The sequence below is a fragment of the Streptomyces sp. NPDC033177 genome, from assembly GCF_055577715.1.
Genome location: NZ_JBVIPS010000002.1, coordinates 570,998 through 584,561 on the forward strand (window position 1 = coordinate 570,998; position 13,564 = coordinate 584,561).

Annotated in this window: 17 protein-coding genes; 7 read left to right on the forward strand and 10 right to left on the reverse strand. The window is 68.8% G+C overall.

Going from position 1 to position 13,564, the window contains the following annotated elements; all coding sequences use genetic code 11:
* Positions 1-45 precede the first annotated feature (45 nt).
* The 4 genes from ACZ5U5_RS08620 to ACZ5U5_RS08635 all read right to left on the reverse strand — a co-directional run bounded on the left by ACZ5U5_RS08620 (position 46) and on the right by ACZ5U5_RS08635 (position 3,731).
* Positions 46-474: a protein-tyrosine phosphatase family protein gene (locus tag ACZ5U5_RS08620; protein ID WP_469018141.1), complete on the reverse strand. Its 429-nt coding sequence runs from the start codon at positions 472-474 to the stop codon at positions 46-48.
* Positions 471-1,946, reverse strand: a complete 1,476-nt coding sequence (locus ACZ5U5_RS08625; RefSeq protein WP_469018143.1) for an MFS transporter — start codon at positions 1,944-1,946, stop codon at positions 471-473. Before ACZ5U5_RS08625 ends, ACZ5U5_RS08620 begins: the two co-directional genes overlap by 4 nt.
* Positions 1,947-2,045: 99 nt before the next feature.
* Positions 2,046-2,258, reverse strand: a complete 213-nt coding sequence (locus tag ACZ5U5_RS08630; protein ID WP_469018146.1) for a hypothetical protein — start codon at positions 2,256-2,258, stop codon at positions 2,046-2,048.
* A gap of 93 nt (positions 2,259-2,351) precedes the next feature.
* Positions 2,352-3,731 carry a glycine--tRNA ligase gene (locus ACZ5U5_RS08635; protein ID WP_469018148.1) on the reverse strand — a complete coding sequence of 460 codons (1,380 nt, stop codon included), beginning with the start codon at positions 3,729-3,731 and terminating at the stop codon, positions 2,352-2,354.
* A gap of 208 nt (positions 3,732-3,939) precedes the next feature.
* On the opposite strand from ACZ5U5_RS08635, the gene ACZ5U5_RS08640 reads away from it, so the two are divergent.
* The 4 genes from ACZ5U5_RS08640 (at position 3,940) to ACZ5U5_RS08655 (ending at position 7,161) form a co-directional block, all read left to right on the forward strand.
* Positions 3,940-4,923 carry a metal ABC transporter substrate-binding protein gene (locus tag ACZ5U5_RS08640; protein WP_469018151.1) on the forward strand — a complete coding sequence of 328 codons (984 nt, stop codon included), beginning with the start codon at positions 3,940-3,942 and terminating at the stop codon, positions 4,921-4,923.
* Between the two features lie 35 nt (positions 4,924-4,958).
* Complete coding sequence (locus ACZ5U5_RS08645; protein WP_469018153.1) at positions 4,959-5,759, forward strand: metal ABC transporter ATP-binding protein; 801 nt, start codon at positions 4,959-4,961, stop codon at positions 5,757-5,759.
* Between the two features lie 2 nt (positions 5,760-5,761).
* Positions 5,762-6,667, forward strand: a complete 906-nt coding sequence (locus ACZ5U5_RS08650; RefSeq protein ID WP_469019377.1) for a metal ABC transporter permease — start codon at positions 5,762-5,764, stop codon at positions 6,665-6,667.
* Positions 6,668-6,747: 80 nt separating this feature from the next.
* Positions 6,748-7,161 carry a Fur family transcriptional regulator gene (locus ACZ5U5_RS08655; protein ID WP_453395457.1) on the forward strand — a complete coding sequence of 138 codons (414 nt, stop codon included), beginning with the start codon at positions 6,748-6,750 and terminating at the stop codon, positions 7,159-7,161.
* Between the two features lie 60 nt (positions 7,162-7,221).
* Here ACZ5U5_RS08655 and ACZ5U5_RS08660 read toward each other — a convergent pair whose 3' ends face one another.
* Together ACZ5U5_RS08660 and recO are read right to left on the reverse strand one after the other, a co-directional pair.
* Positions 7,222-8,043, reverse strand: a complete 822-nt coding sequence (locus ACZ5U5_RS08660) for an isoprenyl transferase (protein ID WP_469018156.1) — start codon at positions 8,041-8,043, stop codon at positions 7,222-7,224.
* Positions 8,044-8,075: 32 nt separating this feature from the next.
* Positions 8,076-8,828, reverse strand: coding sequence for a DNA repair protein RecO (recO, locus tag ACZ5U5_RS08665; protein ID WP_469018158.1), 753 nt, complete (start codon positions 8,826-8,828; stop codon positions 8,076-8,078).
* A gap of 98 nt (positions 8,829-8,926) precedes the next feature.
* Here recO and ACZ5U5_RS08670 point away from each other — a divergent pair, with 98 nt between their 5' ends.
* Entirely contained in the window at positions 8,927-9,604 is a 678-nt protein-coding gene (locus tag ACZ5U5_RS08670; RefSeq protein ID WP_469018161.1) for an AIM24 family protein, read from the forward strand.
* Between the two features lie 89 nt (positions 9,605-9,693).
* On the opposite strand, the gene ACZ5U5_RS08675 is transcribed toward ACZ5U5_RS08670, so the two are convergent.
* The 3 genes from ACZ5U5_RS08675 to ACZ5U5_RS08685 are packed head-to-tail and all read right to left on the reverse strand — an operon-like array spanning position 9,694 to position 10,792.
* Positions 9,694-10,317 carry a DUF1266 domain-containing protein gene (locus ACZ5U5_RS08675; RefSeq protein ID WP_469018163.1) on the reverse strand — a complete coding sequence of 208 codons (624 nt, stop codon included), beginning with the start codon at positions 10,315-10,317 and terminating at the stop codon, positions 9,694-9,696.
* Positions 10,318-10,352: 35 nt separating this feature from the next.
* Positions 10,353-10,574: a hypothetical protein gene (locus ACZ5U5_RS08680; protein ID WP_384273242.1), complete on the reverse strand. Its 222-nt coding sequence runs from the start codon at positions 10,572-10,574 to the stop codon at positions 10,353-10,355.
* Positions 10,571-10,792 (reverse strand): hypothetical protein, encoded by a 222-nt coding sequence (locus tag ACZ5U5_RS08685; RefSeq protein WP_469018165.1) that lies wholly within the window; start codon positions 10,790-10,792, stop codon positions 10,571-10,573. Before ACZ5U5_RS08685 ends, ACZ5U5_RS08680 begins: the two co-directional genes overlap by 4 nt.
* A 118-nt stretch (positions 10,793-10,910) precedes the next feature.
* On the opposite strand from ACZ5U5_RS08685, the gene ACZ5U5_RS08690 reads away from it, so the two are divergent.
* Together ACZ5U5_RS08690 and ACZ5U5_RS08695 are read left to right on the forward strand one after the other, a co-directional pair.
* A complete protein-coding gene (locus tag ACZ5U5_RS08690; protein ID WP_469018168.1) occupies positions 10,911-11,744 on the forward strand; it encodes a helix-turn-helix domain-containing protein in 834 nt (277 codons plus the stop codon).
* Positions 11,726-12,007 carry a DUF397 domain-containing protein gene (locus ACZ5U5_RS08695; protein ID WP_469018170.1) on the forward strand — a complete coding sequence of 94 codons (282 nt, stop codon included), beginning with the start codon at positions 11,726-11,728 and terminating at the stop codon, positions 12,005-12,007. Before ACZ5U5_RS08690 ends, ACZ5U5_RS08695 begins: the two co-directional genes overlap by 19 nt.
* 66 nt (positions 12,008-12,073) lie before the next feature.
* On the opposite strand, the gene ACZ5U5_RS08700 is transcribed toward ACZ5U5_RS08695, so the two are convergent.
* Entirely contained in the window at positions 12,074-13,549 is a 1,476-nt protein-coding gene (locus ACZ5U5_RS08700) for a membrane-associated oxidoreductase (protein WP_469018173.1), read from the reverse strand.
* Positions 13,550-13,564 lie beyond the last annotated feature (15 nt).

Here is a 13,564-nt window from a genome sequence, read left to right on the forward strand (position 1 = left end):
GTCATTGTGCAGTGCCTCCTGGGCGGGGCGCCCCCGCCGACCGCCTCAGCCGAATCGCCGCACGAACCTCCGTTGCCACGGTGTCTCCACCGCCCGGCGCGCATAGTGCTCCCGCACATAGGCGACTGCCTCGCCGCTCGGCACCCCGTCCAGTACCGCGATGCACGCCAGCGCCGTCCCCGTACGTCCCTGGCCGCCACCGCACGCGACCTCGACCCGCTCCGTGCCGGCCCGTTCCAGCGCTTCGCGCAGGGCAGCGGCCGTCGCCGCGCGGTCGGTGGGCAGCCGGAAGTCGGGCCAGCGCAGCCAGCGGGTTTCCCAGGGGACAGCGGGCGGCTCCTTGCCCAGGAGGTACAGCGCGAAGTCGGGCGTCTGGCCGTCCGGGAGGGGGTGGCGCAGGCCCCGGCCGCGGATGAGCCGGCCCGAGGGGAGTCGCAGTACGCCCGATGCAGAAAGATCCCAAGAAGCAGTCACGGCGCGAGCGTAGTGCGGGACTTCTGGTCGGGGCCGGGCTTTTGGGGCACGGCCTCCAGGCGCTCCGCCGTCCGTCGTGCCGTCTCCCTCGCCCAGTGGCCGCTGGACAGGGCGCCGAGGAGGAGGACCGCGAAGCCGCAGCCCGCGATGATCCACCAGGCGGGGCGGCTCGCCTCCGTGAAGGTGGCGGCGTACGACGAGGACCCCACCCCGGAGGCGAGGACCGCGCCGATGACGGCGACGCCGAGCGTCTGGCCGATCTGACGGCTTGTGGAGGCGACGGCGGCGGCGACGCCCGCCTGGGAGCGGGGCATCCCGGAGACGGCGGTGTTGGTGATGGGGGCGTTGACGAAGCCGAAGCCGAGGCCGAAGAGCACGTAGCCGAGGAAGAGCGTCGCGTTCGTGGTCTCCGCGTCGAAGGCGGCGAACAGGACCCCTGACGCCGTCATCGCGACACCGGCGATCAGGAGTGGGAGGCGCGGGCCGCGGCTGCCGACCAGGCGGCCCGAGAGCGGGGCGCAGACGAAGGTCATCGCGGCCATCGGCAGCATCCACACGCCCGCGTCCAGCGCGTTCAGGCCGCGCACGTTCTGGAGGTAGAGCGTGGAGAGGAAGAGGAAGCCGCCGAGCGCCGCGAAGGCGCTGACCGCGATCACGGTGGCCCCGCTGAACGGGGCGGAGCCGAAGAAGCGGAGGTCGATGAGGGGGTCGGCGCGGCGCGGCTCGTAGGCGAGCAGGCCGACGAGGGCGAGGAGCGCGGCGCCCGCGAAGGCGATGGTCAGCGGCGAGGTCCAGCCCGCCGCCGGAGCCTCGATGATCGCGTACGTCAGGGCCCCGAGCAGCACCATGACCAGGAGCTGGCCCACGGGGTCGGGGCGGCGCGGCCTGGGGGCGCGGGACTCGGGGACGTAGCGGATGGTGAGGAGGAGCGCCGCGAGGCCGACCGGCAGGTTGATCCAGAAGATGGAGCGCCAGCCGACGGAGTCCACCAGGAGGCCGCCCACGAGCGGGCCCGCCGCCATGGAGATGCCGACGACGCCGCCCCAGACGCCGATGGCGCGGGCACGCTCGCGCGGCTCGGTGAAGGTGTTGGTGATGATCGACATCGCGACCGGGTTGAGCATGGAGCCGCCGACCGCCTGGAGCATGCGGAAGGCCACGAGGGATTCGAGGTTGGGCGCGAGGGAGCAGGCGACGGAGGCAGCCGTGAAGACCACGAGCCCCACCTTGAAGATCTTCTGCCGCCCCACGCGGTCCGCCGTCGACCCCGCGAGCATGAGGAGCGCGGCGAGCACGAGGGTGTAGGCGTCGATCGTCCACTGCATGCCCGAGATGCTGGTGCCGAACTCCCGCGCCATCGAGGGCAGCGCGACGTTCAGAACGGTGTTGTCGAGGCTGACGATGAGCAGGCTCATGCAACAGATCGCGAGAACGAGCATGCGCCGGCGGTGCGTGAGTTCTTGCTGGGGCATGAGTTCGACGGTATCCCGAGGGGGCGGAGGGCGCGCTCGCCAGGGCGGCCGAGGGCGCCCGTCAGAGTCCGCAGGCCGCCGCGGTCCTCGTGCTGCCGCCTACGCCCCAGGAGCAGACGGATCCACCGTCGCCTGATGCTCCTCCGCCAGGTGTTCCTCGGCCTTGAGCCACGGCAGGAACTGCACCCGCTTCTTCCAGTCGCACGTGTCGCAGCTCAACTGCCGCTGCACGCCAGACTTCCGCACGTGCACCACATGCGCGCGCCCGTGCTGGTCCCATCTGCTGACCTTGCTCGTGGTCATCGAAGGCATGGCGAACAGTGTGCAGCAGAAGGCCCCGGTTCCGTATGCGGAACCGGGGCCTTCTTTCAACCTTCACTCAGCCGACGGCCGAGCGGGGCAGCGTCAGCAGCCCACCAGGCGCGAGGCGAGGTAGCCCTCGATCTGGTCGAGGGAGACGCGCTCCTGCTTCATCGAGTCACGCTCGCGGACCGTGACCGCGTTGTCGTCCAGGGTGTCGAAGTCGACCGTCACGCAGTACGGCGTGCCGATCTCGTCCTGGCGGCGGTAGCGGCGGCCGATGGCGCCCGCGTCGTCGAACTCGATGTTCCAGTTCTGCCGCAGGGCGGTCGCGAGGCCCTTGGCCTTCGGGGACAGCTCCGGGTTGCGGGAGAGCGGCAGCACCGCGACCTTCACCGGGGCGATGCGGTGGTCGAAGCGCATGACCGTCCGCTTCTCCAGCTTGCCCTTGGCGTTCGGGGCCTCGTCCTCGATGTAGGAGTCGAGGAGGAACGCGAGCATCGTGCGGCCGACACCGGCCGCGGGCTCGATGACGTACGGAGTCCAGCGCTCGCCGGCCTCCTGGTCGAAGTAGGACAGGTCTTGGCCCGACGCCTTGGAGTGCGCGGAGAGGTCGTAGTCCGTGCGGTTGGCGACGCCCTCGAGCTCGCCCCACTCGCTGCCGCCGAAGCGGAAGCGGTACTCGATGTCAGCGGTGCGCTTGGAGTAGTGGGAGAGCTTCTCCTTCGGGTGCTCGAACCACCGCATGTTCTCCTCGCGCAGGCCCAGGCCGGTGTACCAGTTCCAGCGCTGCTCCATCCAGTACTCCTGCCACTTCTCGTCCTCGCCCGGCTTGACGAAGAACTCCATCTCCATCTGCTCGAACTCGCGGGTCCGGAAGATGAAGTTGCCGGGCGTGATCTCGTTGCGGAAGGACTTGCCCATCTGCGCGATGCCGAACGGCGGCTTCTTGCGGGAAGTCTGCTGGACCTGGCCGAAGTTGGTGAAGATGCCCTGCGCGGTCTCGGGGCGCAGGTAGGCGACGGAGCCGCTGTCCTGCGTCGGGCCGAGGTGCGTGGAGAGCATGCCGGAGAACTGCTTGGGCTCGGTGAACTGGCCCTTGGTGCCGCAGTTGGGGCAGTTGACGTCGGCCAGGCTCTCCGGCGGGCGGTTGTGCTTGGCCTCGTACGCCTCTTCAAGGTGGTCGGCGCGGTGGCGCTTGTGACAGGAGAGGCACTCGGTCAACGGGTCGGAGAACGTCGCGACGTGACCCGAGGCCTGCCAGACCTCCGTGGCCAGGATCACCGACGAGTCGATGCCGACCACGTCCTCGCGCGAGGTGACCATGTAGCGCCACCACTGGCGCTTGAGGTTCTCCTTGAGCTCGACGCCGAGCGGCCCGTAATCCCAGGCGGCACGCTGGCCGCCGTAGATCTCACTGCACGGGTAAACAAAGCCACGGCGCTTGCTCAGGCTGACGATGCTGTCGATCTTGTCGGCGGCCACGGTGCTCTCTTCATTACGACGGTGGAATGTGGATGGGCGGCGCGAAGCGCCTCGTTGAGGGGGGAGGTCGGGAGACGGGCGGGCGAATGACTCAGGTTACCGGCGGCCTTACCCCCCTAATCAAATCGGATACGGGTCTGGGTCCGGGCCGGAGCCCACGCCGACCTCTAGTTGACAATCGTTTCCAGATTTGTTGAAAATGAGTGTCATGAACGTACGTCGCCTCATACCCACCGCCGCCCTCGCCTCCGCCACGGTGCTCGGCCTCACGGCCCTGACCGCCTGCTCCTCCTCCGGCGCCGCGGACAAGAACGGCGACGGCAAGCTGAGCGTGACGGCGTCGTTCTACCCCATGCAGTACCTCGCCCAGGAGATCGGCGGCGATCACGTCTCCGTGGACACCCTGACCAAGCCGGGTGTCGAGCCGCACGACCTGGAACTCAGCCCGAGGCAGACCGCCACCCTCGGCGAATCGGACGTCATCCTGTACCTCAAGGGCATCCAGCCCGCCGTCGACGACGCCATCGGCCAGTCCGGCGTGAAGAACACCGTGGATGCCGCGACCCTCACCAAGCTGGAGAAGCACGGCACGGGCGTCGGCCACGACCACGGCCACGAGGGCGAAGAGCACGCCGAGGAAGAGCACGGCCACGACGAAGAGGGCGAAGCCGGCGCCGACCCGCACATCTGGCTCGACCCGGTGAAGTACGCCGAGGTCGCCGAAGGTGTCGGCAAGGCACTGGAGAAGGCCGACCCGGACCACGCGGCGGCGTACAAGAAGAACACGAAGGCCCTGGTCGAGAAGCTGGACGGCCTGAACGCGAAGTTCGAGAGCGGCCTGATGAACACCAAGTCCAAGACGTTCATCACCACGCACTCCGCCTTCGGCTACCTCGCCGAGCGCTACGACCTGGACCAGGAGGGCATCTCCGGCATCGACCCCGAGTCGGACCCGAGCCCCGCCCGCATCAAGGAGCTCCAGGACATCGCCAAGAAGGACAAGGTCTCCACGGTGTTCTTCGAGACCCTCGCCAGCGACAAGACCGCCAAGACCCTCGCGAACGACGCGGGCCTCAAGACGGACGTCCTGGACCCCCTTGAGGGAATTACGGGCAAGTCCAAGGGCGATGACTACATCGAGGTCATGGAGTCGAACCTCGGCGCCCTGGAGAAGGCACTCGGCGCGAAGTGAAAGAACCGCTAGCGGCAGCATCGGAGGCGCACGCCATGGGAGACACGGCCTCAAGCGAGACCACCCCGCCCGTCATATCCGTGCGGGCGGCCACGGCCACCCTCGGCGCGCGCCCGGTGCTGCGCGGCATCGACCTCACCGTCAGGCGCGGCGAGGTCGTCGCCCTGCTCGGCGCGAACGGCTCCGGCAAGTCCACCGCCGTCCGCTCGGTCATCGGCCAAGTCCCCCTGACCGGCGGCGACATAAGCCTCTTCGGCACCCCCCTCAAGCGCTTCAGGCAGTGGGCCCGCATCGGTTACGTACCGCAGCGCACCACGGCCGCGAGCGGCGTTCCCGCGACGATCCGCGAGGTCGTCTCGTCGGGCCGCCTCTCACGTACGAAGCTCACACGGCTCGGCTTGACGACCAAGGCGGACCGCGCGGCAGTCGACAGGGCCATCGGGCTCGTCGGCCTCGGTGACCGCGCCAAGGACTCCGTGAGCGCCCTCTCCGGCGGCCAGCACCAGCGCGTGCTGATCGCCCGCGCGCTGGCCTCCGAGCCCGAACTGCTGATCATGGACGAGCCGATGGCGGGCGTCGACCTGGCGAGCCAGGAGATCCTCGCGCAGACCCTGCGCGAACAGGTCGCGGCCGGTACGACGGTGCTGCTCGTCCTGCACGAGCTCGGTGCCCTGGAGCCGCTGATCGACCGCGCGATCGTGCTGCGCGACGGCTGCGTGACCCACGACGGTCCGCCGCCCAAGGCCACGGGACAGCACGCGCTGCCCGGCCACGACCACGTACATCCGCACTCGGCCGACGAGCACGAGCCGATCCGCACGGGACTGCTGACCTGATGATGGAAATCTTCCAGACCGAATTCATGCAGCGGGCGCTGATCGCCGCCGTCCTCGTCGGCATCACGGCCCCCGCCATCGGCATCTACCTCGTCCAGCGCCGCCAGGCCCTGATGGGCGACGGCATCGGCCACATCGCCATGACGGGCGTCGGCCTCGGCTTCCTGCTCAATTCGAGCCCCGTCTGGATGGCGACGCTGATCGCCGTCGTCGGCGCGGTGACGATGGAGCTGATCAGGGCGTACGGCAAGACGCGCGGCGACATCGCCCTCGCGATGCTCTTCTACGGCGGCATGGCGGGCGGTGTCCTGCTGATCAACCTCTCGGACACCGGCTCCAACGCGAACCTCTCCTCGTACCTCTTCGGCTCGCTCTCGACGGTCTCCGACTCCGACGTCACCGCGATCTGCCTGCTCGCGGCCTTTGTGGTGCTCGTCACCGTCGGCCTGCGCAAGCAGCTCTTCGCGGTGAGCCAGGACGAGGAGTTCGCCCGGGTCACGGGGCTTCCGGTGCGGGCGCTGAACCTGCTCATCGCGGTCACCGCCGCCGTCACGGTCACCGTCGCGATGCGCGTCGTGGGCCTGCTCCTGGTGAGCGCGCTGATGGTGGTGCCGGTCGCCGCGGCCCAGCAGATCACCCGCTCGTTCAAGGTGACGTTCATCCTGTCGGTGGTCATCGGCACCGCCGTGACGCTGTCCGGCACGGTCACGTCGTACTACCAGGACGTGCCGCCCGGGGCGACGATCGTCCTGATGGCGATCGGCGTCTTCGTCGTCCTGACCGCGCTCGCGACCCCGCTGGCCCGGCGCCGGGCGCGGACCGTGGCCGCCACCGACGCGACCTGCACGGCGGAGGCGTCCACGGGTGTTCCCGAGGCGCGGCGCCCGGCGGACGAGGTCACCGTCTGAGAGCGAGCTGGCACAATGGCCCGACGGGATATGACAGATGTGCGGGCGATCGTGCGAGTTTTCCAGTTGAGGAGGCACCTGTGACAACGGCTGCGGGACCCCCGGTACGAGGCCGATCCACCCGGCAGCGCGCCGCTGTGGCGGCGGCCCTGGGCGAGGTGGACGAGTTCCGCAGTGCGCAGGACCTGCACGACATGCTGAAGCACAAGGGCGATTCGGTGGGCCTGACCACGGTCTACCGCACGCTCCAGTCCCTCGCCGACGCCGGCGAGGTCGACGTGCTCCGCACGGACGAGGGCGAGTCGGTCTACCGCCGCTGCTCCACCGGCGACCACCACCATCACCTGGTCTGCCGGGTGTGCGGCAAGGCGGTCGAGGTCGAGGGCCCGGCGGTCGAGAAGTGGGCCGAGGCCATCGCCTCCGAGCACGGGTATGTGAACGTGGCGCACACGGTCGAGATCTTCGGCACGTGCGCGGAGTGCGCGAGCAAGTAGCCGCACAGACGTGAGGGCCCCCACCATCAGCTGATGGTGGGGGCCCTCACGCACGCACGGCTAACTGTCGGCGATCTGCTGCTCGTTCGGGATCGCCCCGCCGAAGCGGCGGTCACGCGACGCGTATTCGAGGCAGGCGCGCCACAGGTCACGGCGGTCGAAGTCCGGCCACAGCACGTCCTGGAAGACCATCTCGGCGTAAGCGCTCTGCCAGAGAAGGTAGTTGGAGGTGCGCTGCTCGCCGCTCGGGCGCAGGAAGAGGTCGACGTCCGGCATGTCCGAGTAGTACAGGTACTTCGCGAAGGTCTTCTCGCTGACCTTGGAGGGATCGAGCCGCCCCGCCTTCACGTCCTCGGCGATCGCCTGCGCGGCATCCGCGATCTCGGCCCGCCCGCCGTAGTTCATGCAGAAGTACAGGGTGAGCTTGTCGTTGCCCTTGGTCTGCTCCTGGGAGATCTCCAGCTCCTTGGCGACCGACTTCCACAGCTTGGGCATCCGGCCCACCCAGCGCACCCGGATGCCCAGCTCGTCCAGCTGGTCGCGGGTCTTGCGGATGAAGTCGCGGTTGAAGTTCATCAGGAACTTCACCTCGTCCGGAGAACGCTTCCAGTTCTCGGTGGAGAAGGCGTAGAGCGAGATCGCCCCGACGCCCATCTCGATGCCGCCCTGCAGTACGTCGAGGACGCGCTCGGCGCCGACCTTGTGCCCCTCGGTGCGCGGCAGGCCGCGCTCCTTCGCCCAACGTCCGTTGCCGTCCATGACGATCGCCACGTGCTTGGGCACCAGCTCACCGGGGATCTTCGGCGGGGTGGCGCCCGAGGGGTGCGGCTCGGGGGCCTTGTACTCACGGCGGGACCGTCCGAGGATTCCGCGTCGTGCCATGGGGGGCTCTCTCCTACCTAGCTGTATCTCTGTTACTTGGTCTTCTCTACGTACCGCAACGAGCGGAGCCCGCGCTCCAAGTGCCAGTGCAGATAGGCGGAAACAAGCCCGCTGCCCTCCCTGACATGCCGCGCCTCGCACGCGTCCGCCGTCTCCCAGTCTCCGGTGAGCAGCGCGCCGAGCAGGCCGAGGGCTTCCATCGAGGGTACGACGCTGCCGGGCACCCGGCAGTCGACGCACACGGAGCCGCCCGCGGCGACGGAGAAGAACCGGTTCGGTCCGGGCATCCCGCACTTCGCGCAGGAACTGAAGCTGGGCGCGTACCCGTTCACGGCGAGGGAGCGGAGAAGAAACGCGTCGAGGATGAGATGCGGCTCGTGCTCGCCGTTGGCGAGGGTCCGAAGACCGCCCACGAGCAGCAGATACTGCTGGACGGCGGGCTCACCCTCATGATCGGTGAACCGCTCGGCGGTCTCCAGCATGGCCGTGCCGGCGGTGTAGCGCGCGTAGTCCGTGACGATCCCGCCACCGTACGGAGCGATGGTCTCACTCTGCGTGCACAACGGCAGGCCGTGCCCGATGAGTTCGCTGCCACGCGCGAAGAACTGCACGTCGACGTGTGAGAAGGGTTCGAGCCGCGCCCCGAACTTGGACTTCGTGCGCCGCACGCCGCGCGCGACGGCACGGACCCGGCCATGACTGCGGGTGAGCAGCGTGATGATGCGGTCCGCCTCACCCAGCTTCTGGGTGCGCAGCACGATGCCGTCATCACGGAACAGACTCATGGCCCCATTCTCGCGTACGGGGCCGACAGCCGTGGCCGGGGTGGCACCGACCCGTCCTGCCCCCTGGTCATTTCAGTCACGCCTGCCAAAATGCCCGCATGAAGAGTGAGCTGTTCTCCACGGAGCACATGGCGCAGCAGTCCGTCGTCCCCGGGATGACCCTGCAGAACGCCAAGTCCATCAAGTACGCGGTCAACGGCGAGATGCACGCACGACAGGGCGCGATGATCGCCTACCGCGGCGACCTCCAGTTCGAGCGCAAGGGCCAGGGCATGGGCGGCATGCTGAAGCGGGCGATGACCGGTGAGGGTCTTCCGCTGATGGCGGTGCGCGGCCAGGGCGAGGCGTGGTTCGCGCACGAGGCGCAGAACTGCTTCATCGTCGACATCGAGCCGGGCGACGTCCTCACCGTCAACGGCCGCAACGTCCTGTGCTTCGACGCGACGCTCTCGTACGAGATCAAGACGGTGAAGGGCGCGGGCGTCACCGGCGGCGGCCTCTTCAACAGCGTCTTCACCGGGTCCGGGCAGCTCGGCCTGGTCTGCGACGGCAACCCCCTCGTCATCCCGGTTTCGCCGCAGCAGCCGGTGTACGTCGACACGGACGCGGTGGTCGGCTGGACGGCGAACCTGGACACCACGCTGCACCGCTCGCAGTCCGTCGGCTCCATGATCAGGGGAGGTTCCGGCGAGGCGGTGCAGCTGCTGCTGCGCGGCGAGGGGTACGTCATCGTCCGCCCGAGCGAGCTGACCCCGTCGAAGCCGACGCAGCACTAGACGCGTCGCTGGGGAGTGCGGTGATCAGTCCGCGGGCCGGTGGGGGCTGGTCGCGCAATTCCCCGCGCCCCTTCGGGCGTCGGGTCCGCTCAGCGGGCAGGGCGCGCCTGGTCGGGGCGGCTGATCGCTTCCCAGGGGGCGAGGTTCCACGGGCTGGACCGGTTCGCCGGGTCCAGGAGGTTCTGGAGGTGGGCGTCGGATGCGGCCTGGGGCGCGGGGAAGTCCGCGTCCTGGGTGCCCTGGAGACTGTCCCGCCAGACCTTCCTCCCGAGGAGGTAGTGGCCGGCGTACTTTTCCCAGGAGGAGTACGTCCCCACCACCGTCGGCACGACGTTCTTGAGCCGGTTCCAGGTGTCGGCCTCACTCAGCATCCCGCAGGCCAAGCCGCGCCGTGAGATGTCCACGTAGAGCGCGATGTCCCAGGCGAGCGGTGCGACGCCGATGCGCCGCTGGGCCATGGCGCGATAGCCGGTGCTCGCAAGGCCGCTCAGGCGCCCGAGCAACTGCTCGGGCGCGGTGATCTCCCACTGCTCGGCCAGCCACTTCCGCGCCTTGCCGTCGTCGATGCGGGTGAACGGATACAAGGTCGTCCGGGACGCGTCCTTGTCCCGGCTGACGGGCGCGCTCAGCGACACCATCCAGAGCTGGTGCATGGTGAGCGGTGCCGGGTACTTGGACTCGACCCTCGGCTTGCTCCACTTCCATATGGCCATGCGCCCGCACATTACGTCACGGGACTTCACCTACGTCACGGCACTTCACCCCGGCTGCGTGCGTTCGCATAGGCGGTCGCCGCCCGTAGCCGCTCCGAAGTAGTGGCAGTTCGCAACGCGTCCGGCGAACAGTCCCACTCCCGTCCGCCCCCGAAGGGGCGGAGCTGGACGTAGGGCCCCTCGTGCCCCATGACCCGCCCGACCTGTCCGGTGCGGGTGTCCACGGCGTACGCGCCGACGGGAAGGTACAGGTTCATGGCGCCACCCCCAGCGCGGCGACAAGGCGGGCCGCCGTCTCGACCCGGCATCCGCCCAATTCGATGATCGGGCAGGGCGCCTCCCGGGCCAAAGATGTGGGGTCGATCCGCAATGACGGCAAAGTAATTCCCGCCCGCGCGAGTGCGGTGCGCAATTCCTTCATGGTCTCCTCCGCGTCCTCGACGCATACCAGCGCGTGCGCCTTCTTCTCACCCATCGGGTGGCTCCCCTTTGCCGTCGGATCTCACTCTTCGCATCCCTACGGTGACGGAATCCACCTACACTCGACAGGAGTCTGTCTCCTACAACTGCGGGGCAGCGAAAGGCGGTTGGCCATGGCCAATGGTTCACGTCAGGCGGCCTGGGAGTTCTTCGGCGCGGAGCTGAAGAGACGGCGCGAGGACGCGGGGCTTACGCAGTCGGCGCTTGGCGTGCGGGTTTTCGTTTCCGGTGGATACGTCGGCCAATTCGAACAGGCCATTCGGAAACCGCAGTTGGATGTGGCGGAGAGGATCGACGAGGTCCTACAAACCGATGGCTTTTTCGAGCGGATGTGCCGAAAGCTGATCGATGACAAGCGGTACGCGGATTACTTCGCGACGGTCGTCGAACTTGAAGCGCTGGCCACGCGGATCTGCGAGTTCGCGCCCACACTGATCCCAGGTCTGTTGCAGACCGCCGCGTACGCACGAGCGGTGACTCTTGCGGCCAACCCATTCGTCACCGACGAGTACGTGGACGAGATCGTCGGCGCCCGGCTGGAGCGGGCGGCAATCCTCAAGGACGCTACAAGGCCGGAGTATTGGGTGGTGCTGCACGAGAACGCGCTGTACATCCCGGTGGGCGGCCCAGCCGCCATGGCGCAGCAGCTGGACCACGTGGCGGCCCTGATCCGCGAGCGGCAGGTGTTGGTGATGATGCTTCCCTATGAGGCTGGCGCACACGCTGCGATGGTCGGATCGCTGAAGCTCATGGATTTCGAGGACGCGCCACCAACTGCCTATACAGAGACCTCGTTTTCGGGAACCCTCGTCGACGAACCGGCAGTGGTGGTGAGAGCACAGCGCGCATACGATCTACTCAGGGGCGCCGCGCTGTCGCCGGAGGCGTCCCTCGCCCTGGTCGAGTCGGCGGCTGAGGATTACAGACGATGCGCGAGTACGACCTGAGCAACGCCCGCTGGCGTAAGAGCAGCTACAGCAACGGCGAGGGCGGCGACTGCATCGAGGTCGCGTACGACTTCATCGGCGCCGCCCGATGGCGTAAGAGCACGTATAGCAACGGGGAGGGCGGCAACTGCGTCGAGGTGGCCGATGGATACCCCGGCGTCGTTCCCGTCCGCGACAGCAAGAACCCCCAGGGCCCCGCCCTGCTGATCCGCGCCGAAGCGTGGGCGGCGTTTGTGGGGAACGTGGGAGACCGCCCGAGGTGAGCGCCCCGTAGGGGCGCGGGGAACTGCGCGACCAGCCCCCACCTGCCCGCAGGGAAGCACGCCTCCCTACTGGCGACTGATCGCCCTCGTGATGCCCGCGGCAATCGTCGTGGCAAGGGTCCAGCCCATGATGACCAGGGCGTACCCGAACCACTGCAACGCCCCCCGCGCGGCATACGCATGCTCCTGACCGAAGTCGATGATCGGAAGCAGCAGGTCCAACGTATAGAAGACAGCGCTGAACTCCGGCGCCTCCTTCGGCTTCAGCGCCACCGGCTCCCGCACGGCGTACGTGACGGAGCCGATAAGGAGCAGCGAGAACAGCCAGACCGCGGCCCGCGTAGGCCGGAAGCCGTATCCGACGGTGAGGTCCTGGAGATACCCCCAGGCCTTGGCGTACCAGGGCAGGGTGGTGCGGTGGCGGCGTTGCTTGGCGAGCTGCACGGTACGCGCGGCCGCCTCGTCGCCGACACGGCGATACGCGGCGGTGAGTTGCTCGTACGCGAAGGGGACGTAGCCCTCGGTGTCCCGCTCCATGACCTGGAGCCTTCGCTCGGCGGGTTCGTGCGGGCCGAGTCTGTTGTACGTCAGGCCATCGAGGCGGACCTTGTCCGGCCAGACCTCCGGGGCTATGTGCAGGAGATCGAGTTGGCAGCCCCGCAGTGTGACGGCCCCTTCGATGGGCGCGGCCCCGTCCAGCCACAACGTGCCCCCGGTGACGCTGGCGCGCAGGGCCATGCCGCCCGGGTTGGAGAGCCGGGCGCCCTCCAGGTTGAACTGACCGGGGATACGGGCACCCGGCAGGTTGAGGCGCCCGTGAGCCGTGAGCCGCATCGCCTGCACATCGTCCCCGGCACTGAGGTTCGCCGCCTGCAGGGCTGTGCCGCCCGGGTTGCTGAGCACCGCATCGTTGAGGGTGACGGTCCCGGCGACCACGGCGCCCACGAGGCGGACCAACCCGTGGGCGGTGAAGCCGTCGTCGGCGTGGAGATCGCCGTCGATGGTGGCGCGATTGAGCGCGAGGACGGGCTCGTCGACGGCATCCGACAGACCACCCTCGCCCAGCCGTGCCCCGTCGAGGAACACCGCCCCGGCGATCCGCGCGCCCCCGAGCCGGATGGCCCTCCGTACGCGGACACCGGTCATCCGCAGCGAGCCGTCGACCCGTAGACCAGTGCCGTACAGGTCGGGGAAGACGGACCAACCCAGATTCAGCTGGCGCAACTGCGCACCGTAAAGGTCCAGTTCGCCGTCGAAGTAGCAGGCCCAGAGGTGGATGGCGCCGGCGACTTCGGCGTACTCAAGGTCGAGCTTGCCCGTGATGCGAGCCCCGTGCAGCCGCAGGACGGGAGTCTCGCCCTCCTGGCGGGGCCCGTCGATGAGCAGAGCGCGCAGCACCTCGGCCCGTACGGTCCGCTCGGGGCCCCAGTCCGCGCCGGAATCGGCGGGTTCCCTGTGCCGCTCCCGGAAGTCGACGCCCCGCCCCAGCGGGAACGCCTCCCACACCTGCCGCTCGGCCTCGCTCAGATCCGTGATCTCCACCGGCGCGACTCTGAC

What these genes read in the sequence shown, in the direction of transcription:
- ACZ5U5_RS08625 (WP_469018143.1), bottom strand. Translation starts at nt 1,946, where the DNA reads ATGCCCCAGCAAGAACTCACGCACCGCCGGCGCATGCTCGTTCTCGCG.
- ACZ5U5_RS08630 (WP_469018146.1), bottom strand. Translation starts at nt 2,258, where the DNA reads ATGCCTTCGATGACCACGAGCAAGGTCAGCAGATGGGACCAGCACGGG.
- ACZ5U5_RS08640 (WP_469018151.1), top strand. Translation starts at nt 3,940, where the DNA reads ATGAACGTACGTCGCCTCATACCCACCGCCGCCCTCGCCTCCGCCACG.
- ACZ5U5_RS08645 (WP_469018153.1), top strand. Translation starts at nt 4,959, where the DNA reads ATGGGAGACACGGCCTCAAGCGAGACCACCCCGCCCGTCATATCCGTG.
- ACZ5U5_RS08650 (WP_469019377.1), top strand. Translation starts at nt 5,762, where the DNA reads ATGGAAATCTTCCAGACCGAATTCATGCAGCGGGCGCTGATCGCCGCC.
- ACZ5U5_RS08660 (WP_469018156.1), bottom strand. Translation starts at nt 8,043, where the DNA reads ATGGCACGACGCGGAATCCTCGGACGGTCCCGCCGTGAGTACAAGGCC.
- recO (WP_469018158.1), bottom strand. Translation starts at nt 8,828, where the DNA reads ATGAGTCTGTTCCGTGATGACGGCATCGTGCTGCGCACCCAGAAGCTG.
- ACZ5U5_RS08670 (WP_469018161.1), top strand. Translation starts at nt 8,927, where the DNA reads ATGAAGAGTGAGCTGTTCTCCACGGAGCACATGGCGCAGCAGTCCGTC.
- ACZ5U5_RS08675 (WP_469018163.1), bottom strand. Translation starts at nt 10,317, where the DNA reads ATGGCCATATGGAAGTGGAGCAAGCCGAGGGTCGAGTCCAAGTACCCG.
- ACZ5U5_RS08680 (WP_384273242.1), bottom strand. Translation starts at nt 10,574, where the DNA reads ATGAACCTGTACCTTCCCGTCGGCGCGTACGCCGTGGACACCCGCACC.
- ACZ5U5_RS08685 (WP_469018165.1), bottom strand. Translation starts at nt 10,792, where the DNA reads ATGGGTGAGAAGAAGGCGCACGCGCTGGTATGCGTCGAGGACGCGGAG.
- ACZ5U5_RS08690 (WP_469018168.1), top strand. Translation starts at nt 10,911, where the DNA reads ATGGCCAATGGTTCACGTCAGGCGGCCTGGGAGTTCTTCGGCGCGGAG.
- ACZ5U5_RS08695 (WP_469018170.1), top strand. Translation starts at nt 11,726, where the DNA reads ATGCGCGAGTACGACCTGAGCAACGCCCGCTGGCGTAAGAGCAGCTAC.